A 22,701-nucleotide genomic window follows, 5' to 3' on the forward strand; every position below is an offset into this window, starting at 1 on the left:
GACTGGGGTGGTCGCCTCCAAAGCGTAACGAGCTCTAAGTGCCTCAGACGATCGTATCCGTCGCAGAGTGTAATGGCATAAGGGCGCTTGACTGGGAGACAGACAAGTCGAGCAGGTAGGAAACTAGAGCATAGTGATCCGGTGTTTCCGTATGGAAGGGACATCGCTCAAAGGATAAAAGGTACTCCGGGGATAACAGGCTGATCCCTCCCAAGAGCTCATATCGACGGAGTGGTTTGGCACCTCGATGTCGGCTCGTCACATCCTGGGGCTGGAGAAGGTCCCAAGGGTTGGGCTGTTCGCCCATTAAAGTGGCACGCGAGCTGGGTTCAGAACGTCGTGAGACAGTTCGGTCTCTATCTATCGTGGGCGTATGAAATTTGCGTGGCTCTGACACTAGTACGAGAGGACCGTGTTGGACCGACCTCTGGTTTACCGGTTGTGCCGCCAGGCGCATCGCCGGGTATCTAAGTCGGGATCGGATAAGCGCTGAAAGCATCTAAGTGCGAAGCCGGCCACAAGATTAGATTTCTCAGGGTCGTTGAAGACGACAACGTTGATAGGATGCAGGTGTAAAGCTGGAGACAGCAAAGCCGAGCATTACTAATTGCCCGTCAGCTTTCCTTATCCGCGCGGAGCGGATGGAAAAGTCATCAGAAAGGATGATATATACGTTTAGCATGAAAGAAGTGCTGAAGTTGCTTGCTTGTGAGTCATGAATACATAAATGATATTCAGGTGACTATTGCACGAAGGTTCCACCTCTTCCCATTCCGAACAGAGAAGTTAAGCTTCGTCACGCCGATGGTACTGCGCAAGTGGGAGAGTAGGTAGTCGCCGTCTTAACTGAAGCCCTGAAGCGGAAACGCTTCGGGGCTTTTTTGTGTATATACTTGTCGGGAATGATTGCTTCAGTATACAATAATGTAACTTGAGCTGCTTTTAGCGATATTTCAGACAATATTCATGATGAATATAATTGCTTTGAATGAAAAAGTTGCTATATTTGGGCGGTTTTAAAAACCTCATATAAATGCAGTAATCTTTAATAAATATAAAATCATCATGGAAAACAAGATTCAAGAGCTAACTGATAAGATCTACCGTGAAGGGGTGGAAAAAGGAAATGAGGAAGCTCAACGCCTTGTGAGCGAGGCTCAGGTTCAGGCGGAAAAACTGATTGAAGATGCAAAAAAGCAGGCTGAGTCTATATTGGCTGAAGCAAAGAAGACAGCCGACGAATTGAATGAGAATACTAAATCAGAATTGAAACTTTTTGCCGGACAAGCTGTAAATGCCTTGAAGACGGAAGTAGCAAACTTGTTGACTAATCAAACAGTTGAAGAAACGGTAAAAGGATTCACAGCTGACAAAGAGTTCCTTTATAAATTTATTTTGGCACTGGCTGAAAAATGGTCGGCAAATGAACCGATTGAAATCTCGGTGAAAGATGCGGACAGTCTGAAAAAATATTTTACAGCTAAGGCAAAAGCTTTGCTGGATAAAGGGGTAACTATTAATCAGGTGAACGGAATGAAGATGTTATTCTCTATTTCACCTGCGGATGGTTCCTATAAAGTAAATTTTGGAGAGGAAGAATTTGAAAACTATTTCAAGGAATTCCTTCGTCCTCAGTTAGTCAAAATGTTGTTTTAATCCAGTGGCATGAGCAACTATTATTATCTGGTAGCTGGTTTGCCGTCTGTGTCATTGGATGATGGCAAACTGAGTTATACCGTTGAAAACTTTAAATCTGAACTTTATCCTTCTCTGTCTGATAAAGACAAAAAGCTGATTGATTTGTTTTACCTGAAATTTGATAATATAAATCTGTTGAAACTTTTAAAAGACAAAGATTCAGGAATTGATGAACGAGGTAACTTCTCGGCAGAAGAATTGCTGCTTTTGATAGAGGCTGTTCGCCAGGGAGATGCTTGCGAGAAAAAGTTCCCTTCTTATCTGTATGATTTCATCGCTTTGTATCTACAAAATTCAGGTGAGGAGCATTTCGTGGCAGAGGAGGCGCTGGCGGCTGCCTATTATGCGTATGCCATGAAATGTGGAAATCGTTTTATAAGCCGTTGGTTTGAGTTTAGTCTGAATGTGAACAATATCCTCTCTGCTTTTATTTTGCGCAAATACAAGATGGAGGTGGCTTCCCGGATTGTGGGAGACACGGAAGTGTGCGAGCAGCTGAGAACTTCGAATGCCCGTGATTTCGGATTGGGAGAGCAACTGGCTTACATGGAAGAATTGCAACGCATTGCGGAAATGGAGGAACTGGTGGAGCGTGAAAAGAAGACAGACTTACTGGCCTGGAAATGGCTGGAAGACGAGTCTTTCTTTAACTATTTCACGGTAGAGCGTTTGTTTGTTTTCCTCTTGCAACTGGAAATGATTGAACGATGGATTTCACTGGACAAAGAAAAAGGAAATGAACTGTTCCGCCAGATGATTCAGCATCTGAAGGAAGAGGTACAGATTCCGGAAGAGTTTAGAAAATAGTAAAAATAAAATAGAATGGCAACAAAAGGAACTGTTTTAGGCGTAATCGCCAATATGGTTACATTGACAGTCGACGGTCCGGTGGCACAGAATGAAATCTGCTACATCTCGACCGGAGGTGACCGCCTGATGGCCGAAGTAATCAAGGTGGTAGGAAAGAATGTGTATGTACAGGTTTTTGAAAGCACACGTGGACTGAAAGTCGGTGCGGAAGCTGAATTTACAGGCCATATGCTGGAAGTGACATTAGGACCTGGCATGCTTTCGAAGAATTATGACGGGTTGCAGAATGACCTCGATAAAATGGAGGGAGTATTTCTGAAACGTGGTCAGTATACTTATCCGTTGGACAAGGAAAAGAAATGGCTGTTCAAGCCTATTGTAAAAACGGGTGATGAAGTGGGACCGTCTGCCTGGTTGGGAGAGGTGGAAGAAAATCATCAGCCGTTGAAAATTATGGTACCTTTCCAATTGCAGGGAATTTATAAAGTAAAGTCCATAGTAGAGGAAGGAGAATATACAATAGAAGATACCGTAGCTGTACTTACAGATGCAGAGGGTAATGACATCCCGGTAAATATGATTCAGAAATGGCCGGTGAAGAAAGCCATGACCAATTATAAGGAGAAACCGCGTCCTTACAAACTGCTGGAAACGGGTGTACGTGTGATTGATACAATGAACCCGATTGTAGAAGGAGGTACTGGATTTATTCCGGGACCGTTTGGTACGGGAAAGACGGTGCTTCAGCATGCCATCTCCAAACAGGCAGAAGCTGACATCGTAATTATCGCGGCTTGTGGTGAACGTGCCAATGAGGTGGTAGAAATCTTTACAGAGTTCCCGGAACTGGTCGACCCGCATACAGGACGTAAATTGATGGAGCGTACCATCATTGTAGCAAATACTTCTAACATGCCGGTTGCGGCTCGTGAAGCATCTGTGTATACTGCCATGACAATGGCCGAGTTCTACCGTGCCATGGGATTGAAAGTTTTGCTGATGGCCGACTCTACTTCACGTTGGGCACAGGCTTTGCGTGAAATGTCTAACCGTATGGAGGAACTTCCTGGACCGGATGCTTTCCCGATGGATATTTCAGCGATTATTTCTAACTTCTATGGCCGTGCAGGATATGTACACCTGAACAATGGATCGACGGGATCTATTACCTTTATCGGTACCGTATCACCTGCCGGAGGTAACTTGAAGGAACCGGTGACAGAAAATACGAAGAAAGTAGCCCGCTGTTTCTATGCATTGGAACAGGAACGTGCCGACCGTAAACGTTATCCGGCTGTAAACCCGATTGATTCTTATTCTAAGTATCTGGAGTATCCTGAATTTGAAGCGTATATCACAGAACATATCAACGCAGAATGGACGGGTAAGGTGACTGAACTGAAGACTCGTCTGTTGCGTGGTAAGGAAATTGCCGAACAGATTAACATCTTGGGTGATGACGGTGTGCCTGTAGAATATCACGTGATTTTCTGGAAGTCAGAACTGATTGACTTTGTCATTTTGCAGCAGGATGCCTTTGATGAAGTGGATGCGGTGACTCCGATGGAACGTCAGGAAGAAATCGTAAATATGGTGATTGACATTTGCCATACTGATTTCAGCTTTGATAATTTCGTGGAAGTAATGGACTTCTTCAAGAAGATGATCAATATCTGCAAGCAGATGAACTATGCACAGTTCCGTTCTCCGCAATATGTGGAATTCCAGAAACAGTTGCAGGAGCTGGTTGCCGAAAGAAAAGTAAAATAAGTGAAATCAATAAATGGGTAGAAAATGGCGACAAAAGCTTTTCAAAAAATATATACAAAGATTAGCCAGATAACCAAGGCTACCTGTTCGCTGAAAGCAACAGGGGTTGGTTATGACGAACTGGCTATGGTGAACGGCAAGCTGGCGCAGGTGGTGAAGATTGCCGGAGATGAAGTGACTCTGCAGGTGTTTGAAGGTACGGAAGGTATTCCGACCAATGCAGAGGTGGTATTCTTGGGCAAGTCTCCTACGCTGAAAGTGAGTGACCAGCTGGCCGGACGTTTCTTCAATGCTTTCGGTGAACCGATTGACGGGGGACCGGAAGTAGAAGGTACTGAAGTAGAAATTGGTGGTCCGTCAGTGAATCCGGTACGTCGTAAACAGCCGTCTGAGCTGATTGCTACGGGTATTGCCGGTATCGACTTGAACAATACGCTGGTATCCGGACAGAAGATTCCGTTCTTTGCAGACCCTGACCAGCCTTTTAACCAGGTAATGGCGAACGTAGCTTTGCGTGCAGAAACAGACAAGATTATCCTGGGAGGTATGGGTATGACAAACGATGACTACCTCTACTTTAAGAATGTATTCTCGAATGCAGGTGCGCTGGACCGTATCATCAGCTTTGTGAATACGACAGAAAATCCGCCGGTAGAACGTCTGTTGATTCCGGATATGGCATTGACTGCGGCTGAATATTTTGCCGTAGAACATAACCAGAAGGTATTGGTACTGCTGACCGATATGACTTCGTATGCCGATGCGTTGGCTATCGTATCTAACCGTATGGACCAGATTCCGTCAAAGGATTCTATGCCGGGCTCTTTGTATTCTGATTTGGCTAAGATTTACGAAAAAGCTGTACAGTTCCCGAGCGGTGGTTCTATTACCATCATTGCGGTGACTACTCTTTCCGGTGGTGATATTACTCATGCAGTTCCGGATAATACCGGTTACATCACAGAAGGTCAGCTCTTCTTGCGTCGTGATAGTGACATTGGTAAGGTAATTGTCGACCCGTTCCGTTCATTGTCACGTTTGAAACAGCTGGTAAGTGGTAAGAAGACACGTAAAGACCATCCGCAGGTGATGAATGCAGCCGTACGTCTGTATGCCGATGCAGCGAATGCCAAGACAAAGATGGAAAACGGTTTCGACCTGACCAACTACGACGAACGTGCGTTGGCCTTTGCCAAGGATTATGCCAACCAGCTGCTGGCTATTGATGTGAACTTGAATACGACAGAAATGCTGGATGTAACCTGGGGCTTGTTCAGCAAATACTTCAAGCCGGAAGAAGTGAACATCAAGAAAGAGTTCGTAGATCAGTATTGGAAGAAATAAAATTATAAGACTTTAAAATGGCAATAAAATTTCAGTATAACAAGACCTCTTTGCAACAGCTTGAAAAGCAGCTGAAGGTCCGTGTGCGTACGCTCCCTATCATTAAAAATAAGGAGAGTGCTCTGCGCATGGAAGTGAAACGCTGCAAGGAAGAAGCTGCCGAACTGGAGGAACGACTGGAAACGCAAATCTCGTCATACGAGCACATGCATGCCCTTTGGAATGAGTTTGACGCTTCATTGGTAAGGGTGAAAGATGTGCATCTGGGTGTGCGGAAGATTGCGGGTGTCCGGGTTCCGTTGCTGGATGAGGTGGAGTTTGATATCCGGCCATTTAGTTTGTTCTGTAGCCCGAAGTGGTATGCCGACGGTATTCATCTATTGAAAAAACTTGCCCAGACTGCCATTGAAAGAGAGTTTGCTCTTGCCAAGCTGGATTTGCTGGAACATGCACGTAAGAAAACGACTCAGAAAGTAAACCTTTTTGAAAAAGTGCAGATTCCGGGCTATCAGGACGCTTTGCGGAAAATCAAACGTTTTATGGAAGATGAGGAAAACTTGTCAAAATCCTCTCAAAAGATTTTGAAGTCTATCCAGGAGAAAAGAAAGGAGGCGGAAGAATGATTGCAAAAATGACAAAAGTTACTTTTTTGGTATACCATAAAGAGTATGATTGCTTTTTGAAAAATATCCGTGACCTGGGAGTGGTACATGTAGCCACAAAAGCACAGGGAGGTGCTGAGAATGCGGCTTTGCAGGAAAGTATCCGTTTGTCTGCACGTTATGCTGCGGCTATCAAATTGCTGCAGAGTATGGAAACGGCTTCTGCCGAAGTGCGTGAAGGAGATGCGGCCAAAGGAGAACTAGCTTTAAAGCAGACTGATGAGTTGCTGCAACAGTCACAGCAACTTACGCATCGTGTACAGGCTGCCGAGAAAGAGTTGGCTACGTTGGAACCATGGGGTGATTTTGATCCACAAAATATATCCCGCTTGCGTAAAGCTGGCTATCAGATGGGCTTTTATATTTGCTCTGAAAAGCAGTTTAAGCCGGAATGGGTAGACTTGTATCACGCAACAGTCATCAACCGGATTGGCTCGAAGATGTATTTTATCACAGTGACAAAAGGAATGGTGCTGCCGGAACTGGAAATAGAAATGGCTAAGTTGCCGGATAGTTCACTTTCAGCCTTGCAAGCAAAGGTGACCGATTTGAAAGCACAGCAGACAGCTCTTCAGGAAAAATTGAAAGACTTGGCTGCAACGGTGATTCCTGATTTGAAGGCTGCCCAGCATCAGGTACATTCTCAGATTGAGTTTTCGAAGGTCGTACTCAGCACGGATGCTTTGGCCGACAATAAACTCATGTTGTTGGAAGGATGGATTCCTTCGGAACGTCTGCCGGAAATGACCGAATACCTTCGTACACAGGAGGTCTATTATGAAACGGCAGCTCCGACACCGGAGGATGATGTGCCTATCCTGCTGGAAAACAAAGGCTTCTTCAGACTGTTTGAACCCATTATGCGTCTGTATATGCTGCCGAAATACAATGAACTGGACTTGACACCGTTCTTTGCTCCGTTCTTTATGTTGTTTTTCGGTCTCTGTCTGGGCGATTCCGGTTATGGCTTGTTCATGTTATTGGCGGTAACCCTGTATCGTCTGTTTGCCAAGAAACTGAGTGCCTCAATGAAGCCCATCCTGACATTGGTGCAGATTTTAGGAGCTTCGACAATGGTTTGTGGTTTACTCACGGGTACATGCTTTGGATTTAATCTGTATGACATTCAGGTTCCTTTCTTCCAGACATTAAAGGAAACTATTTCGCTGGACAACCAGCAAATGTTCAACCTTTCTCTGATTTTGGGAGGTGTGCAGATTATTTTTGGTATGATACTGAAGGCGGTAAACCAGACTATTCAGTTTGGTGTGAAGTATGCGATTGCGACTATTGGCTGGATTCTGATTCTGGTTAGTACAGCAGTAGCTTTTGCAGCTCCCGGACTGATGGTAATGGGAGGGACAGTACATCTGATATTATTGGCTATAGGAGGCTTGATGGCTTATCTGTATAACAGTCCTGACAAGAATATTTTTGTGAATATCGGTTTGGGATTGTGGGATAGCTATAATATGGCTACCGGTCTGTTAGGTGATATTCTGTCGTATGTCCGCTTGTTTGCCTTAGGACTTTCAGGTGGTATCCTGGCTAGTGTGTTTAACAGTCTGGCGGTAGGTATGAGCCCGGACAACGTGATTGCCGGTCCGATTGTGATGGTATTGATCTTTGTCATCGGCCATGCCATCAATATCTTTATGAATGTGTTGGGCGCCATGGTACATCCGATGCGTCTGACCTTCGTGGAATTCTTCAAGAATGCCGGATACGAAGGAGGAGGAAAGGAATATAATCCTTTCAAGAATTAATAAACAAAGTATTAAAAACTAAAAAACAAATAATTATGGAAATGAATCTTTTGATTGCCTATATTGGCATCGCAATTATGGTAGGTTTGTCTGGTATTGGTAGTGCGTATGGTGTAACTATTGCAGGTAACGCATCTATCGGTGCATTGAAAAAGAACGACAGCGCATTTGGTAACTTCCTGGTATTGACAGCTCTTCCTGGTACTCAGGGTTTGTATGGATTTGCCGGTTACTTTATGTCCCAGAGTATTTTTGGTGTACTGACTCCGGAAATTACCGGTATTCAGGCTTGTGCCGTATTGGGTTCAGGTATTGGCTTGGGCTTGGTAGCTTTGTTCTCAGCTATCCGTCAGGGACAAGTTTGTGCCAATGGTATTGCAGCAATCGGACAGGGACACAACGTCTTCGGTAATACATTGATTTTGGCCGTATTCCCTGAATTGTATGCAATCGTAGCTTTGGCTGCTACCTTCTTGATGGGATCAGCTTTGGCATAATCTTCGGAATTCTTTAATGTATTTACTTTGCCCCGCTGCACGCTCTTTGTTAGTGTACAGCGGGGACTTTTTTATGTATGATTCTATGGTGGAATATGATTTCGTATCGTATTGAAAAAGAAACATCTCTGTATCTTTTCGTTACTATTGGCATGCATAAATTAGTGTAGCAATACAAAACTTTCCTTTTTTTTCTTCCGATTAAATATTTTTTGTATATTCGCGGCTGATTTAGAAGATATTAATGAGACGATGATGAAACAGTTACTAACACCTGATTATATTTTCGAATCCAGTTGGGAAGTATGTAATAAAGTGGGTGGCATATACACTGTATTGTCTACAAGAGCAAAAACCTTGCAGAATACTTTCCCTGATCGAATTTTTTTTATAGGACCAGATTTCTGGTCGGGTAAGGAAAATCCGTTGTTTGTGGAAGATTCAAAGCTTCTTCAGGCATGGAGAGAGCATGCAATCAAGAAAGATGATTTGAAAGTACGCATAGGGCGTTGGAATATTCCAGGTAAGCCGATTGCTATTTTAGTCGATTTCACTCCTTTCTATAAGGATAAAAATGAGATATATACTCAGGCATGGATCGATTTTCAAGTAGACTCCTTGCATGCTTATGGAGATTATGATGAAGCTTCTATGTTCTCGTATGCTGCGGGAAAAGTAGTTGAAAGTTTTTATCGTTATAACCTGACAATGAGCGATAAGGTCATATATCAAGCTCATGAATGGATGACTGGCCTTGGCGCACTATACTTGCAAAAACACGTTCCGGAAATTGCTACAATCTTCACTACACACGCTACTACTATCGGGCGTTCCATTGCAGGAAATAATAAACCTCTCTATGATTACTTGTTTGCTTATAACGGTGACCAGATGTCACGTGAACTGAATGTAGAGTCAAAACACTCTATTGAAAAGCAGACAGCCCATCATGTAGATTGTTTTACTACAGTCAGCGATATTACCAACAATGAATGTAAGGAATTGTTGGACAAAGAGGCGGACGTGGTCCTGATGAATGGCTTTGAAGATGATTTCGTTCCCAAAGGAGAAGAGTTTGAGAAGAAAAGAAAATATGCCCGTGCTTTGTTGCTGAATTTGGCTAATAAGTTGTTGGGTACTCATTTGGGCGATGATACGCTGATTGTGGGAACAAGCGGTCGTTATGAATTCAAGAATAAGGGTATAAACGTGTATCTGGAAGCGTTGAACCGTTTGACACGTAAAAAGAGCCTGAACCGTGAAGTTGTGGCTTTTGTCAATGTGCCAGGATGGGTAGGCGATGCCCGTGAAGACTTGAAACAACGTTTGGAAAGCAATGAAGATTACAATACACCGCTGGAATGTCCTTTTATTACGCACTGGTTGCATAATATGAGTCATGATCAGGTGTTGGATATGTTGAAGTATTTGAACATGTCTAACTCTCCGGAGTCAAAAGTAAAGGTTATATTTGTGCCTTGCTATCTGGATGGCAACGACGGAATATTGAATGAAACCTATTACGATTTGATTATAGGGGCAGATTTGAGCGTATATCCGTCATATTATGAGCCATGGGGCTATACTCCATTGGAAAGTGTGGCATTCAAAGTGCCTGCTATAACGACGGATCTGGCAGGATTCGGTTTGTGGGTAAATTCATTGAAAGGTCGTCCCGGCACATTGGAAGACGGTGTAAAAGTTATTCATCGTACCGACTACAATTATTCGGAAGTGGCAGATGTAATTCGTGACACGATTACCGAATTTGCTAAGTTGCCGGAATCTGAAGTACAGATAATTCGAAAAAATGCGGCCGACATTGCTGAAAAGGCTTTGTGGAAACATTTTATACGCTATTATTATGAAGCATACGACGTGGCTTTGCGCAATGCAAAAGAACGTTGCAAATCTTATAAACAAAAATGAACTTATAAAACATTAGTGATATGAAAATCAAAACAAACTATGCTAATACTCCTGTTTGGAGAGAAATTAATGTGAAATCTCGCATACCGGAATCTTTGAAGATGCTGGAAGTGATGGCTCGTAACATTTGGTGGGCATGGAATGATGATGCTACTGAAATGTTTAGAGAACTTGACCCGGAATTGTGGCGTGCTGTCGGACAGAACCCTGTTGCTTTGCTGGAACGTCTTAACTACGAAAAGCTGGAAGCTCTGTCTGTAGATAAAGAAATGTTGGGTAAGATTAATGCAATCTATGATAGATTTACTGAATATATGTCTGTAGAACCAGACAAGAACCGTCCGTCTGTAGCTTATTTCTGTATGGAATACGGTTTGACTCATGTACTGAAGATTTATTCTGGTGGTCTGGGTATTTTGGCCGGTGACTACCTGAAAGAAGCTTCAGATAGTAATGTGGATATGTGCGGTATCGGTTTCTTGTACCGTTACGGCTACTTCACACAGAGTCTTTCAATGGACGGTCAGCAGATTGCTAACTATGAAGCTCAGAACTTTGGAAGCCTTCCTTTGGAACGCGTGAAGGATGAAAATGACCAGCCGATGGTATTGGATGTACCTTATTTGAACTATTATGTACATGCATACGTATGGAGAGTCAATGTAGGTCGTGTGCCTTTGTATCTGTTGGATACAGACAATGAAATGAACAGCGAATTCGACCGTTCTATTACTCACCAGTTGTATGGTGGTGACTGGGAAAACCGCTTGAAACAGGAAATCTTGCTGGGTATCGGTGGTGTGCTGTTGCTGAAGAAACTGGGTATCAAGAAAGATGTATATCACTGCAACGAAGGACATGCGGCATTGTGTAATGTACAGCGTCTGTGTGACTACGTAGAAAGCGGAATGTCATTTGACGAAGCATTGGAAGTGGTTCGTGCTTCTTCTCTGTATACTGTACATACTCCGGTTCCGGCTGGACATGACTATTTCGATGAAGGACTGTTCGGTAAGTACATGGGCGGTTATCCGCAGCGTATGGGAATCAGCTGGCAGGATTTGATGGACTTGGGACGTATCAATCCGGGTGATCCGAACGAACGTTTCTGTATGTCTACATTTGCTTGCAACACTTGTCAGGAAGTGAACGGTGTAAGTTGGTTGCACGGAAAGGTTTCTCAGGAAATGTTCTCTGGAATCTGGAAAGGCTATTTCCCTGAAGAAAATCATGTAGGTTATGTAACTAACGGTGTACATTTCCCTACTTGGTGTGCTTCTGAATGGAAAGCTTTGTATAATAAATACTTTGATAAGAACTTCATGCACGACCAGTCAAATCCGAAAATCTGGGAACGTATCTACAACGTGCCTGATGAAGAAATCTGGAAGACTCGTGTGGCTTTGAAGAACAAACTGATTAACTACATCCGCGATCAGTTCCGTGATACATGGTTGAAGAACCAGAGAGATCCGTCACGTGTGGTTTCTTTGATGGATAAGATTAACCCGAATGCCTTGCTGATTGGTTTTGCTCGTCGTTTTGCTACTTACAAGCGTGCACACTTGTTGTTCACTGACTTGGATCGTTTGGCTAAGATTGTAAACAATCCTGACTATCCAGTTCAGTTCTTGTTTGCTGGTAAAGCTCACCCGCACGATGGAGCAGGTCAGGGATTGATCAAGAAAATTATTGAAATCTCTAACCGTCCGGAATTCTTAGGAAAGATTATTTTCTTGGAAAACTACGATATGAAACTGGCTCGTCGCCTGGTATCTGGTGTAGATATCTGGATGAACACTCCGACTCGTCCGTTGGAAGCATCTGGTACATCAGGTGAAAAAGCCTTGATGAACGGTGTGGTTAACTTCTCTGTATTGGACGGATGGTGGCTGGAAGGTTACCGTGAAGGTGCTGGATGGGCATTGACTGAAAAACGTACTTACCAGAACCAGGAACATCAGGATCAGCTGGATGCTGCTACTATCTACAGTATCCTGGAAACAGAAATCCTGCCGTTGTATTATGCAAGAAACAAGAAAGGATATTCTGAAGGCTGGATAAAGACTATTAAGAATTCTATCGCTCAGGTTGCTCCTCATTATACCATGAAACGTCAGTTGGATGATTACTTCGCTAAGTTCTATGGTAAGGAAGCTGAACGTTTCCACGCGCTTGAAGCAAACAACTACGAACAGGTGAAGAAACTGGCTGCATGGAAGGAAGAAGTAGCCGCTAAATGGGATGAAATTCAGGTTGTTTCATTCAACAAGTGTCAGGATTTGTGCAACGGTAACGTAGAAAGCGGTAAAGACTATAAGCTTACTTGCGTGGTAGATGAAAAGGGTCTGGACGATGCAATCGGTATCGAACAGGTGGTTACTTATACCAATGCAGAAGGCCGTGAATACATTTATGCAGTTAACCCGATGAAGATGGTGAAACGTGAAGGCAACTTGTTTACTTTCGAAATGATTGCAGGTTTGTCAAATGCGGGTAGCTTTAAGGTAGCTTACCGTATGTTCCCGAAGAACGATGCACTGCCTCACCGTCAGGACTTCTGTTATGTACGCTGGTTTAATGAATAAAGACCTCTGTCTGTTCAGATAATCATATAAACAGGCCATTCCGGATAATTTTGATATTCGGAATGGCTTTTTTTGTTTTCAAAAACTATATGCCATGAAAATATTAATCGTTGAAGATGATGCAGACCTGCGGGAAATTACCACCCGTTCGTTGGAGAAAGAACGTTATGTCGTGTCGCAGGCACCAGATTATAAAACGGCACTTCGTAAAATAGAAGATTACGACTACGATTGCATATTGCTGGATATAATGTTGCCGGACGGTTCCGGACTTGATTTACTGGAAGAATTGCATGCGTTGGGAAAACGGACCAATGTTATTATTTTGTCGGCCAAGGATTCTTTGGAAGACAAAGTCAAAGGATTGGATTTAGGAGCGGATGATTACCTTCCTAAACCTTATCATTTGGCTGAGCTCCATGCGCGATTGAAGAGTCTGTTCCGTCGTAACCAGCGGGAAGGAGAGAAGAAGGTAAGCTATGGCAATGTAGAAGTCATCCCAGACCATTTTAAGGTTGCAGTAGGAGGGAAGGAACTGGACTTGAACCGGAAAGAATACGATATTCTGCTGTATTTTATGCTGCGTCCCGGAAGATTGGTAAACAAAACCACACTGGCTGAATCTGTATGGGGAGACCATATTGACCAGGTAGATAATTTTGACTTTATCTATGCACAAATCAAGAATCTGCGTAAACACCTGAAAGAAGCCGGTGCTACGGTTGAGTTGAAAGCTGTGTATGGTATAGGTTATAAACTGGTAGAAGAATGAAACTGTTTTATCTGGTCATGTGGCGTATGTCCACCATCTTAGTGGTCATACTGACGTGTTGGGCGGTATTGTTTTACCTGGCCATTATGGAGGAGGTAAACGACGAAGTGGATGACTCCTTGAGCGATTATGCTGAGTCGTTGATTATCCGTTCCCTGTCGGGAGAGCAGATGCCTGATACAAGTAACGGCTCGAACAATCAGTACTTTCTGTATGAGGTCACTCCGGAATATGCAGCCTCCTATCCTAATATATCCTATCGGGACGAGATGGTGTATATTACCGAAAAAGGAGAGACGGAGCCTGCCAGAATATTAATGACCATTTTCCAGAAGGAAGACGGGGGATATATGGAACTGGTGGTCTATACTCCTACCATTGAGAAATTCGACCTTCAGCGTGCCGTTTTAGGGTGGATTGTCTTTCTTTATGTGCTGCTGTTCCTGATGATTTTAGCGGTTAATGCCTGGGTGTTCCATCGCAATATGCGGCCACTTTATACTTTGTTGAAATGGCTGGAAGATTATCGTTTGGGAACGAAGGAGAAACCGCTCGATGAATCACTCCGGATTGTGGAATTCCGGAAACTGAATGAGGCGGCCAATATGTTCTCAGAACGCAGTGAGAAACTCTATGAGCAGCAGAAACTGTTTATCGGGAATGCCTCACATGAGATGCAGACACCGCTGGCTATTTGCCGTAACCGCCTGGAAATGCTGATGGAGGATGAAACATTGACCGAGAAACAGCTTTCCGAACTGATGAAGACCCATCGGACACTTGAAAATCTGACACGCCTGAATAAGTCGCTGTTACTATTGTGCAAGATAGAGAATCGTCAGTTTACGGATGTAAAATCTTTGTGCCTGAATGAGCTGCTGTTGCAGTATCTGGATGATTACAAGGAAGTATATGCCTATCGTCATGTGCAAGTGGAAGTGCACGTAGAAGAATGTTTCCATTTGGAAATGAGTGAGTCGCTGGCTACCGTCTTGCTGACCAATCTGCTGAAAAATGCGTTTGTGCATGTGCCGGAAGGTGGAGTGATTGCTCTTTCTTTCACGGCTTCTTCTTTCCGTATCAGCAATACTGGAGACGCTTCATTGGATAAGAACCGTATTTTTGAACGTTTCTATAAAGAAGGAAAAGCCGAGGGTTCTACAGGACTTGGATTGGCCTTGGTAGACTCCATCTGTAAGGCCTATCATCTCACTCTTTCATATACCTTTGAAAACGGGCAGCATATTTTTTCTATTGTTTCTTGATTTTTTTGTTGAAAAAGGGGAAATCTTCAGATTCTTTTCAGAATTACATCCCATTTTTGCAGTACAATAAATCATTAAAGTATTCATCTAATAAAAATAGAACATTATGAAAAAGTTAGTTTTTTTACTGGTGTGTGTGTTTACAGTGTCAACCGTAGCAATGGCAGATAACGAAAAACCGATTCAGGTAGGACAGTTGCCTACGAAGGCGCAGACTTTCATCACTACTTACTTTAAGGGCCACAAGGTAGCTTTGGCAAAACAGGACAGTGATTTGTTCAGTAAGTCATACGATGTGATTTTCACAAACGGTGAAAAGATTGAGTTTGACAAGTCCGGCGACTGGACAGAAGTGAAATGCAAGTCAGGCGTACCGACTCAGATTGTTCCGTCGGCCATCCGCACGTATGTAAAGAATAATTACCCTGACGCTTCCATCATTCAGATAGAGCGCAAACGCAATGAATATGAAGTGAAACTCTCTAATCGATGGGAGATTACATTCGACAGCCAGATGCGCGTAATTGATATTGACGATTAAGTTGGTTATATCCTTCGGGAAACTGTAGCCCGTTCCTTTTTCATAAAAGGGACGGGCTATGTGTTTTCATGTAGGGTGAGTTGATGGGTTAAGTGAAGTAAGACTGATACACAATGGCTTGACAGTTCGCAGTACTTTTTAAGGAGGATTGCAGTACTTCTTTGAAAGTACTGTAGTACTTCCTTTGCAGTACTTCAGTACTTCCATGGAAGTACTGGGAAAACATAGTTGCTTTTTCCTTGCAGACTGGCTTTTCGTTTTTCACTTCATCGGTAGAGCCTGTCTTTTCGCAGTTTTTTACATCTTATCCGGTAAATATTCCATTTCCTGCCCTGTTTGTTTTTTGTTATTTTGCATCCGTAATACAATATAACAAAAAATATCATGAAAAATACACTCATCGCTTGGCTGTTTTGCCTTCCTTTTGCTTCGTGTACAAGTCCTGTCACACAAGTCGATCTTTCTGGACAATGGACGGTATGTCTGGATAGTACCGATGTGGGGATGGATGCTTCTTATGGTGGAAAATTGTTTGATACCTCCATTACACTTCCGGGTACAACGGATGAGGCTCGTCTGGGTACTAAATGCACATTGAAACCTGCATTAGAGAAACCGCAGCTGCTCCATCTTACCCGTGCCTACAGTTATGTAGGTCCGGCCTGGTATTCACGCGAGATTCAGGTACCTTCCGACTGGAAAGAAAAAGATTGTATCCTTCATCTGGAACGTGTATTATGGGATACACAAGTATGGATAGACGGGCAGAAAGTAGAAGGTCATGAAGAGAGTCTGACGACTCCGCATGAGTATGACTTGACTCCTTATATTCAGCCCGGGAAAAAACAGGTGCTGACTGTCAGAGTGGACAACCGTAAGCGTTATGACATGTCAGTGAATGACCTGGCACATGCCTATACAGATGCCACTCAGGTAAAGTGGAATGGTATCTTAGGCGACATGTACATCAAGGCCGTGGAGAAAACACGCGTAGAAAGTCTGCAGCTTTATCCGGATGTTGCTTCACGTACAGTAAAGGCTGTAGTTTCTGTATATAATTCGTCTTTACAGACTGTACCGGTTAATCTTAGCCTGCAGGTAAAAGGAAAGGATGATAGCAAATCGTACGCTTCTGTCGAAGCTCAAGCAGAAGCCGTGAAAGGTTATTCAACGGTAGAACTGACCTGCCAATTAGGGGATAATGCTCCTCTGTGGGATGAATTCAATCCTTATCTTTACGATGCTTCTGTAGAATTAGTATCCGGAAAATCGACTTCACTTACAACTGAAACATTCGGATTGCGCGATATACGCCATGAAGGAAACAAACTGGTGTTGAACGAAAAACCGATATTCCTTCGTGGTACATTGGAGTGCTGCATTTTTCCTTTGACCGGCACACCTCCTACTGATGAAGCTTCGTGGGAAAAACTTTATGCTTCTGCACGCGAATATGGAATGAATCATCTCCGTTTCCACTCCTGGTGTCCGCCGGAGGCAGCGTTCAATGTAGCCGATGAAATGGGATTTTATGTACAGGTAGAGCTTCCGGTATGGAGTGTGACGCTTGGAAAAGATTCTGCTACGGTCGAGTTCTTGCGTGCCGAAGCAAAGCGTATAAGTAAGGAATATGGCAATCATCCTTCTTTCTGCTTCTGGAGCATCGGAAATGAGCTGCAGTATGATTTCAATATTTTGGCATCCATGTTGGGTGAAATGAAGGTTGCAGACGACCGCCATTTATATACCACCACTTCGTTTACATTCGAAAAAGGTCACGGCGACTGGCCGGAAAACCAGGATGATTTCTTCGTCACTCAGTGGACCAAGAAAGGATGGGTACGTGGACAGGGAGTATTCAATCAGGAACTGCCGTCATTCGATAAAGATTTCCGGGCATCCATAGATGGTATGGAGGTACCTTTGGTGACTCACGAAGTAGGACAGTACTCTGTCTATCCGGATCTTACGGAAATTCCTAAATATACAGGAACTTTGATGCCGCTGAATTTTATGGCGGTGAAAGAAGATTTAGAGAAGAAAGGATTGATAGACAAGGCTCCACAATACCTGCAGGCTTCCGGAAAATTAGCCGCCATTCTGTATAAAGAAGAAATAGAGCGTGCTTTGAAAACACCGGGCATCAGCGGATTCCAGTTGCTCGACCTGCACGATTTTCCGGGACAGGGAACAGCGTTGGTAGGACTGCTCAATGCATTCTGGGAAAGCAAAGGTATTCTTACAGGTGAAGAATTCCGTGAATTCTGCGCGCCAGTAGTTCCGTTGCTGCGTTTCCCGAAAGCTGTATATACGAATAATGAAACATTCGAAGCACAAATAGAACTTTGTAATTACGGAAAGGATGAGTTGAAGAACAGCACTCTTTCCTGGGAGATTACCGCAGACGGACGCTCGTTAGGCAAGGGAAAGACTCCGGCAGCTGCATTGGCTTTCGGTCATAACGGTGGATTGGGAAAAATTTCATTTCCTTTGCAGCAGGTAACCAACGCTTCGAAATTAGAAGTTTGTTTGTCGCTTGACGGAACAGCATACCGTAACCGCTGGAACGTATGGGTTTATCCGTCATTCGTAGATACAAAATGGGGAGACGTGAAATACACCCGCAGCTACGACGAAGCAATGGCGTTGCTCAAGAAAGGTGAGAAAGTGCTGTTCAATCCCGACTGGCGTACACTTCAAGGCATTGAAGGAAAGTTTGTGCCGGTATTCTGGAGTCCGGTACACTTCCCGAATCAGGCTGGTACCATGGGAGTACTTTGTAACCCCACTCATCCGGCTTTGGCTGACTTCCCGACCGACATGCACACCGACTGGCAATGGTGGGATTTGAATATCAATTCGACTACCTTGGTAGTAGACAGCCTTCAGGGAGGTGCTCCTGTGGTAGAGATGGTAGACAATTTTGTTCATAACCGTCGTCTGGCTTCCTTGTATGAAGGACGTGTAGGAGAAGGAAAACTGATGCTGGCCACTTTTGATTTGCAGACCGCTCTTGACAAACGTCCAGTGGCTCGTCAGATGCTTTATTCTATTCTGAACTACATGAACAGCGAGGAATTTGCTCCCACTCCGGTAGAAGGATTGGATAAGATAAAAGGCATGTTTGGAACTGCGCGTAACCAGAAACAGTCTGCGGAGGGTATTTATTAGTAACATATCTTTTTTAACCGTATAACCATGAAAAATCATCAATTGTTTATCTATTTTATTTGCCTGGTTTCGGCTATGGGAGGACTCCTCTTTGGATACGACTGGGTAGTGATAGGAGGTGCCAAACCTTTCTATGAAGAATATTTCCATATTGCCGGCAATGAGGGTATGCAGGCATTGACTATGAGTATCGCCTTGCTGGGATGTTTGTTGGGGGCTACTATGGCAGGTTTTCTGGCCGACCGTTATGGACGCAAGAAGCTGCTGGTATTATCCGCTTTTATCTTTTTTGCCTCTTCGTGGGCCACAGGAGCTGCTACGGCAATTCCTGCATTTATCATTGCTCGCCTTGTAGGAGGAATGGCTATCGGACTGGCAGCCGATCTTTCTCCGATGTACATTGCAGAAGTGGCACCTACCCAGATTCGTGGTAAGCTCGTCACATTGAACCAGCTGACCATCGTATTGGGAATTCTTGGCGCACAGATTGTAAATATGCTGATTGCAGAGCCGGTACCGGAAGGTGCTATGGCGGCCGATATCTTGAACTCATGGAACGGACAGACCGGATGGCGCTGGATGTTCTGGGCCGTATGCGTTCCTTCGGGACTCTTTTTCCTGCTGGCATTGTTTATTCCAGAAAGCCCGCGTTGGCTGGCCAGTATGAAGCAGATGGAGAAAGCTAGAAAAGTGCTGTGTTCCATTGGGGGAGCTGCCTATGCAGACAGTGAAATTGAAAATTATACTCGTGCAGGTGCAGATTCGCATGCAGAAAAAGGCGTATTGTCCTTGCTCTTCTCTTCTAAAATGCGGAACGTGCTGATTATCGGTATCGTGGTAGCCATGTTCCAGCAGTGGAGTGGCACCAATGTCATCTTCAATTATGCACAGGAAATTTTTCAGGCAGCAGGTTATGGCATTTCAGACGTACTGATGAACATTGTTGTGACGGGTATTGCCAATCTGGTATTTACGTTTGTGGCCATCTATACCGTCGACCGCTTGGGAAGAAAGACGTTGATGCTGACTGGTTCCATCGGACTGGCAGGTATCTATACCTTGTTGGGATTAAGCTATTTCTTTGAGTTCAAAGGCTTCATCATGATTGTGTTTGTGGTATTGGCAATCGGGTTCTATGCTATGTCGTTGGGGCCTGTCACCTGGGTGTTGCTTTCTGAAATATTCCCCAATAAGGTGCGTGGCGTAGCCATGGCTGTATGTACGGCTGCGTTGTGGATTGCTTCCTTCCTGCTTACCTACACATTCCCTTTCCTGAATTCCGGACTGGGTACAGGCGGTACTTTCCTGCTTTATGCCGTTATCTGTTTCTGCGGATTCCTGTTTGTATGGCGCCGTATTCCGGAGACCAAAGGAAAATCGTTGGAAGAATTGGAGAAAGAATTAATTAAGTAAAGGTTTGAAATATTAGGGTTATAAATTACAATGGGTATGAAGAAAGCACTTCTTTTTTTAGGACTCTCTTTGTATGCGAGTTTAGGGTATGCTCAAAACGAGCAAAGACTTGTGTTTAATTTTGCCTCTCCCCGGCAAACCATTCATAGCTTTGGGGCATCCGATTGCTGGCGTGTACAGTATATTGGTAAAAACTGGCCGATAGAAAAGCGGAACCAAATAGCTGATTTGTTGTTCAGTTCTGAATTGGATTCGTGGGGAAATCCGAAAGGTATTGGACTTTCTATGTGGCGCTTTAATATTGGTTCGGGTAGCCATGAAGCCGGTGATAATGGAGGAGTCGCTTCTCTGTGGCGTCGCACAGAATGTTTTTTGGATAAGGAAGGAGATTGGGATTGGGATAAACAAGAGGGACAACGGTGGATGTTGCAGGCCGCACGCGAACGGGGAGTACGCTATTCTTTGGGCTTCTCCATCACCGCTCCCTATTTTATGACGAAGAACGGAATGGCTCGGGCCAGTGAAAAGACTCCGTATGCGAATATTCGTGAAGATCAGTTTGATGACTATGCGGCTTTTTTGGCAGAAGTATCTACTCATCTGGGACTGGATTATTTGAGTCCCATCAATGAGCCTCAGTGGGAGTGGGTAGGTAGTGGACAGGAAGGTATGCAAGCTACTAATGAAGAATGCAGTCGCCTTATTCATTTATTGGATAAAGAATTAAAACGCCGTGAATCAAAAACAAAAGTGGTTTTCGGTGAAGCGGGTGATATTCGGTATCTTTATCGTTCGGGAACGAATAAGCCGGAAAGGGATAATCAGCTGAAGGAGATTTTTTCAAAGAAAGGAATACACTCCATTTATGGACTTTCATCAGTTGCTTCTATCGTGAGTGGGCATTCTTATTGGAGCACATGGCCTGTGGATACATTGGTACAGACTCGTAAGGAACTGGCAGAGGAATTGGGAAAACAACTTCCTGCGAACTACACCTACTGGCAAACCGAATATTGTCCGATGGAACAGAACCCGGATAATCCGCGAGGAGGTGGCGGTCGGGATTTAGGGATGAATACAGCACTTTATGTGGCGCGTGTGATTCATCATGATCTGACTGTCGCTAATGCTGCTTCTTGGCAATGGTGGACGGCTTTCTCCGAATGGAATTATAAGGATGGCCTGATTTTTATAGATGATGGAACAATTGCAGATGGTGCATCACGAGGCGATGAGAAAATGATAGAGACCTGTAAAAATGATGGCGTATTTCGTACTTCCAAGTTATTATGGGCACTAGGAAACTATAGCTTTTTTGTACGTCCGGGTATGGTACGCTTGGATGGTGGGGCAGAAATGGAGGAGGCTACTTCTGTAATGGCTTCAGCGTATATAGATAAATCATCAAAGCAGGTTGTGGTAGTTTTAATTAATTACTCAGAGGAGAATCAAAAGGTAGATTTGTCTTTCCAGTCACTTCCCAATGAATATCATGCTCAGAAGTATAAACTATTTGAGACTTCTAATCGTAGTGATTTGCAATATAAAGGGATTGTCGGAAATAAGTTTGAAGTTCCAGCCCGTTCCATTCTGACTTTAGTTGGAGTAGAATAATATTGAAAGGAATTATAAATTCAATAGTTATGACTTTAAATCGATTGTTTCTTTTGGCCGGTTATTTGTGGATAGCTGGAACACTTCAAGCTCAGTTGGCAGATAAGCAAACCTATTTGAATGATTTCAAGAAGGAAATGACTTTGGAGTGGCCTGATAATCGTACGTTAAATATCGTTTTCCACGGACATAGTGTACCTACAGGATATGCCTGTACTCCTATGGTAAATACATTACAGGCGTATCCTCATTTAGTCTTTCATGCCTTGAAAACTCAATATCCGTATGCTGTGCTGAATGTGATAACTACATCTATAGGTGGAGAACAGGCAGAACAAGGTGAAAAACGCTTTAAGGATGAAGTACTTACGCATCGGCCTGATGTGCTGTTTATCGATTATGCCTTGAATGACAGAGCTATTGGCTTGGAACGTAGTGAAAAAGCCTGGCGTAAGATGATAGAATCTGCTTTAGCAAAAAATCTCAAAGTGATATTGTTTACTCCGACGCCTGATCTAACGGAAAATATCATGGATGAAAATGCTCCTTTGGCTGGGCATGCAGAGATGATACGTCGGTTGGCAACAGAGTATCATGTTGGACTTGTTGACTCATACCGGTTGTTTAAAGAAAAAGCCGAGAACGGTGAGGATTTGCAGAAGTATATGAGTCAGAGTAATCACCCAAACTCTGCTGGCCATAATTGTGTGGCGGCTGAGATTTTAACTTGGTTTTTCTAATAATCAGTATATAGTGTTTTTGTACATCATTTTAGGAATATTCTACATTTTTTTGTTGGCGTATTCTTCTGAACTTTGTAACAGTAAAATGATGTAGTACAGCTAATTAAAATAATAGTTT

Annotated in this window: 16 protein-coding genes and 2 rRNA genes; all 18 read left to right on the plus strand. The window is 43.7% G+C overall.

Annotated elements, in window-relative coordinates:
- Window positions 1-627, plus strand: a 23S ribosomal RNA gene (locus BACPLE_RS07045); the annotation flags it as partial.
- 107 nt (window positions 628-734) lie between these two features.
- A 5S ribosomal RNA gene (rrf, locus tag BACPLE_RS07050) occupies window positions 735-843 on the plus strand.
- 222 nt (window positions 844-1,065) lie between these two features.
- Window positions 1,066-1,656 carry a hypothetical protein gene (locus BACPLE_RS07055; protein WP_007560279.1) on the plus strand — a complete coding sequence of 197 codons (591 nt, stop codon included), beginning with the start codon at window positions 1,066-1,068 and terminating at the stop codon, window positions 1,654-1,656.
- Between the two features lie 9 nt (window positions 1,657-1,665).
- Complete coding sequence (locus BACPLE_RS07060; protein WP_007560281.1) at window positions 1,666-2,505, plus strand: DUF2764 family protein; 840 nt, start codon at window positions 1,666-1,668, stop codon at window positions 2,503-2,505.
- A gap of 15 nt (window positions 2,506-2,520) precedes the next feature.
- The gene (locus BACPLE_RS07065) at window positions 2,521-4,278 is read left to right on the plus strand and encodes a V-type ATP synthase subunit A (RefSeq protein ID WP_007560283.1); all 1,758 of its coding nucleotides are present in this window, start codon (window positions 2,521-2,523) and stop codon (window positions 4,276-4,278) included.
- 24 nt (window positions 4,279-4,302) lie between these two features.
- Window positions 4,303-5,622 (plus strand): V-type ATP synthase subunit B, encoded by a 1,320-nt coding sequence (locus BACPLE_RS07070; RefSeq protein WP_007560284.1) that lies wholly within the window; start codon window positions 4,303-4,305, stop codon window positions 5,620-5,622.
- Between the two features lie 17 nt (window positions 5,623-5,639).
- The gene (locus tag BACPLE_RS07075; protein ID WP_007560286.1) at window positions 5,640-6,245 is read left to right on the plus strand and encodes a V-type ATP synthase subunit D; all 606 of its coding nucleotides are present in this window, start codon (window positions 5,640-5,642) and stop codon (window positions 6,243-6,245) included.
- Window positions 6,242-8,050 (plus strand): V-type ATP synthase subunit I, encoded by a 1,809-nt coding sequence (locus BACPLE_RS07080; protein WP_007560289.1) that lies wholly within the window; start codon window positions 6,242-6,244, stop codon window positions 8,048-8,050. Before BACPLE_RS07075 ends, BACPLE_RS07080 begins: the two co-directional genes overlap by 4 nt.
- A gap of 35 nt (window positions 8,051-8,085) precedes the next feature.
- Entirely contained in the window at window positions 8,086-8,547 is a 462-nt protein-coding gene (locus BACPLE_RS07085) for a V-type ATP synthase subunit K (protein WP_007560291.1), read from the plus strand.
- 252 nt (window positions 8,548-8,799) lie between these two features.
- A complete protein-coding gene (locus tag BACPLE_RS07090; protein WP_007560293.1) occupies window positions 8,800-10,476 on the plus strand; it encodes a glycosyltransferase in 1,677 nt (558 codons plus the stop codon).
- A 20-nt stretch (window positions 10,477-10,496) separates the two neighbouring features.
- Complete coding sequence (glgP, locus tag BACPLE_RS07095; protein ID WP_007560294.1) at window positions 10,497-13,064, plus strand: alpha-glucan family phosphorylase; 2,568 nt, start codon at window positions 10,497-10,499, stop codon at window positions 13,062-13,064.
- A gap of 94 nt (window positions 13,065-13,158) precedes the next feature.
- Entirely contained in the window at window positions 13,159-13,836 is a 678-nt protein-coding gene (locus tag BACPLE_RS07100) for a response regulator transcription factor (protein WP_007560296.1), read from the plus strand.
- Window positions 13,833-15,101, plus strand: coding sequence for a sensor histidine kinase (locus BACPLE_RS07105; protein ID WP_007560297.1), 1,269 nt, complete (start codon window positions 13,833-13,835; stop codon window positions 15,099-15,101). Before BACPLE_RS07100 ends, BACPLE_RS07105 begins: the two co-directional genes overlap by 4 nt.
- 106 nt (window positions 15,102-15,207) lie before the next feature.
- The gene (locus tag BACPLE_RS07110) at window positions 15,208-15,642 is read left to right on the plus strand and encodes a PepSY-like domain-containing protein (RefSeq protein WP_007560299.1); all 435 of its coding nucleotides are present in this window, start codon (window positions 15,208-15,210) and stop codon (window positions 15,640-15,642) included.
- Window positions 15,643-16,026: 384 nt separating this feature from the next.
- Entirely contained in the window at window positions 16,027-18,813 is a 2,787-nt protein-coding gene (locus BACPLE_RS07115; protein WP_007560301.1) for a glycoside hydrolase family 2 protein, read from the plus strand.
- Between the two features lie 27 nt (window positions 18,814-18,840).
- Window positions 18,841-20,226, plus strand: coding sequence for a sugar porter family MFS transporter (locus BACPLE_RS07120; RefSeq protein WP_007560303.1), 1,386 nt, complete (start codon window positions 18,841-18,843; stop codon window positions 20,224-20,226).
- Between the two features lie 36 nt (window positions 20,227-20,262).
- A complete protein-coding gene (locus tag BACPLE_RS07125; RefSeq protein ID WP_040312649.1) occupies window positions 20,263-21,840 on the plus strand; it encodes a glycoside hydrolase in 1,578 nt (525 codons plus the stop codon).
- Between the two features lie 29 nt (window positions 21,841-21,869).
- Window positions 21,870-22,580, plus strand: coding sequence for an SGNH/GDSL hydrolase family protein (locus tag BACPLE_RS07130; RefSeq protein WP_007560306.1), 711 nt, complete (start codon window positions 21,870-21,872; stop codon window positions 22,578-22,580).
- Window positions 22,581-22,701 lie beyond the last annotated feature (121 nt).

Origin of the sequence: Phocaeicola plebeius DSM 17135 (genome assembly GCF_000187895.1) — a bacterium.
GTDB lineage: Bacteria > Bacteroidota > Bacteroidia > Bacteroidales > Bacteroidaceae > Phocaeicola > Phocaeicola plebeius.

Excerpts from the sequence above, each read along its gene's own strand:
- BACPLE_RS07055 (WP_007560279.1), top strand. The coding sequence starts at position 1,066 with ATGGAAAACAAGATTCAAGAGCTAACTGATAAGATCTACCGTGAAGGG.
- BACPLE_RS07060 (WP_007560281.1), top strand. The coding sequence starts at position 1,666 with ATGAGCAACTATTATTATCTGGTAGCTGGTTTGCCGTCTGTGTCATTG.
- BACPLE_RS07065 (WP_007560283.1), top strand. The coding sequence starts at position 2,521 with ATGGCAACAAAAGGAACTGTTTTAGGCGTAATCGCCAATATGGTTACA.
- BACPLE_RS07070 (WP_007560284.1), top strand. The coding sequence starts at position 4,303 with ATGGCGACAAAAGCTTTTCAAAAAATATATACAAAGATTAGCCAGATA.
- BACPLE_RS07075 (WP_007560286.1), top strand. The coding sequence starts at position 5,640 with ATGGCAATAAAATTTCAGTATAACAAGACCTCTTTGCAACAGCTTGAA.
- BACPLE_RS07080 (WP_007560289.1), top strand. The coding sequence starts at position 6,242 with ATGATTGCAAAAATGACAAAAGTTACTTTTTTGGTATACCATAAAGAG.
- BACPLE_RS07085 (WP_007560291.1), top strand. The coding sequence starts at position 8,086 with ATGGAAATGAATCTTTTGATTGCCTATATTGGCATCGCAATTATGGTA.
- BACPLE_RS07090 (WP_007560293.1), top strand. The coding sequence starts at position 8,800 with ATGATGAAACAGTTACTAACACCTGATTATATTTTCGAATCCAGTTGG.
- glgP (WP_007560294.1), top strand. The coding sequence starts at position 10,497 with ATGAAAATCAAAACAAACTATGCTAATACTCCTGTTTGGAGAGAAATT.
- BACPLE_RS07100 (WP_007560296.1), top strand. The coding sequence starts at position 13,159 with ATGAAAATATTAATCGTTGAAGATGATGCAGACCTGCGGGAAATTACC.
- BACPLE_RS07105 (WP_007560297.1), top strand. The coding sequence starts at position 13,833 with ATGAAACTGTTTTATCTGGTCATGTGGCGTATGTCCACCATCTTAGTG.
- BACPLE_RS07110 (WP_007560299.1), top strand. The coding sequence starts at position 15,208 with ATGAAAAAGTTAGTTTTTTTACTGGTGTGTGTGTTTACAGTGTCAACC.
- BACPLE_RS07115 (WP_007560301.1), top strand. The coding sequence starts at position 16,027 with ATGAAAAATACACTCATCGCTTGGCTGTTTTGCCTTCCTTTTGCTTCG.
- BACPLE_RS07120 (WP_007560303.1), top strand. The coding sequence starts at position 18,841 with ATGAAAAATCATCAATTGTTTATCTATTTTATTTGCCTGGTTTCGGCT.
- BACPLE_RS07125 (WP_040312649.1), top strand. The coding sequence starts at position 20,263 with ATGAAGAAAGCACTTCTTTTTTTAGGACTCTCTTTGTATGCGAGTTTA.
- BACPLE_RS07130 (WP_007560306.1), top strand. The coding sequence starts at position 21,870 with ATGACTTTAAATCGATTGTTTCTTTTGGCCGGTTATTTGTGGATAGCT.